The sequence below is a fragment of the Streptomyces sp. bgisy159 genome (assembly GCF_965341775.1).
In the GTDB taxonomy this organism is placed as follows: Bacteria; Actinomycetota; Actinomycetes; order Streptomycetales; family Streptomycetaceae; genus Streptomyces.
In genome coordinates this window covers 1-1,393 of the sequence record NZ_CBDQZH010000118.1, presented here as the reverse complement: position 1 = coordinate 1,393, position 1,393 = coordinate 1, and the positions used below count along the sequence as shown (strand labels likewise).

Annotated in this window: 1 pseudogene; it reads left to right on the top strand. The window is 69.5% G+C overall.

The annotated features are described in order from the left end of the window. A pseudogene (locus ACSLTV_RS36075) lies at positions 1 to 1,393 on the top strand (hypothetical protein); the annotation flags it as partial.

Here is a 1,393-nt window from a genome sequence, read left to right as displayed (position 1 = left end):
CGCGGGCAACGTCCGCACCACGGGCGGTGACGTCCACTCCAAGTTCCAGGGGCTGTCGGCGTTCTACCACGCGCCGGAGGCCGAGCAGCTGTTCGCGACGACGAAGCCGGTGCAGGAGCGTGCGAACGATTTCGCGACGGATCTGGAGACCGTCTCCTCGGCCCTCTCCTCCTACGCCACCGAGATCCGTCCTTTGGTGCAGAAGCTGAAGGACCTGAAGCTGAAGGCCCAGACGTTCGTCGCGTCGGTGAAGGACGATGACGAGTGGGACTACGACGAGGACAAGGTCGAGGAGCACAACCAGCTCCGGGACGACATCACCGCGACGGTGGCGGCGTTCTGGGCGGCGGAGCGGACCTGTCACAACAAGATCACCGGGATCTGGGGCGGGACCCAGATGGTGGCGGGGGACGGGTCGGAGCGCAAGGACCAGTACGGTTTCAACGCCGAGGACATGAAGAACGCCAAGCTTCCCTGGGGTGACCCGGTGGAGGAGCGGCACCACTGGTACGAGGCGGGTCACTGGATCAAGTCGTTCGTGTGGGACGGCCTGATCGTGGACGGGATCTGGGGCACGATCAAGGGCCTGGGCACGCTGGTGGGCTTCGGTGGCTGGGAGGCGATGGGCCAGGCGTGGAAGGGCCTGGCGCAGCTCGCGACCGGTCTGGCGATCAGCGCCATCCCGGGTGTGGGGACGGCGTTCTGGCTGCTGCCGGATGACAAGCTGCCGTCCTGGATCCGTGACTCGCGTACGGCGATGAAGGAGACCGGCAAGGCGCTGGTGGCGTGGGACGAGTGGGGCAAGAACCCCGGCCGCGCGGCCGGCGCCGTCACCTTCAACGTGCTGACGACCGTGTTCACGGGTGGCGCCGGTGCCGGGGTCTCGGGTGCGGGCAAGGCGGGCGCGGTCGCGAAGGTGCTCTCGGCTGCGGGCAAGGCGGGCAAGGTCATCGACCCGATGACGTATGTCGCCAAGGGCGCGGGCGCGGGTCTGTCGAAGATCGGCGACATCAGCGCCGCGCTCAAGGGCGTCGGCAACATCGAGATCCCGAAGCTGCCGGACAACGCGATCACCCTCCCGGAGGGTGCGTTCAAGCTCCCGGACGGCACGGTGCACCTGCCCGAGGGCACGGCGATCCCGGAGGGCGCGACGAAACTGCCCGACGGGAACATCAAGCTGCCCGACGATGTGCCGGCGGTGCCGGAGGGCTCGGTCAAGCTGCCCACGGACGAGGGCGCGCCGGCGCGGTACTACGACCCGGCCGGCAACCTCCTCGACGAGCGGGGCAATGTCCTGCAGAAGGCCCCCGACGCCCCGGGCGACGCGGCGGGCCGGCCCGGCACGGGTACTCCGCCTGCCGGTTCGGACCTGCCCCGGGTCGACTCGCCGGTC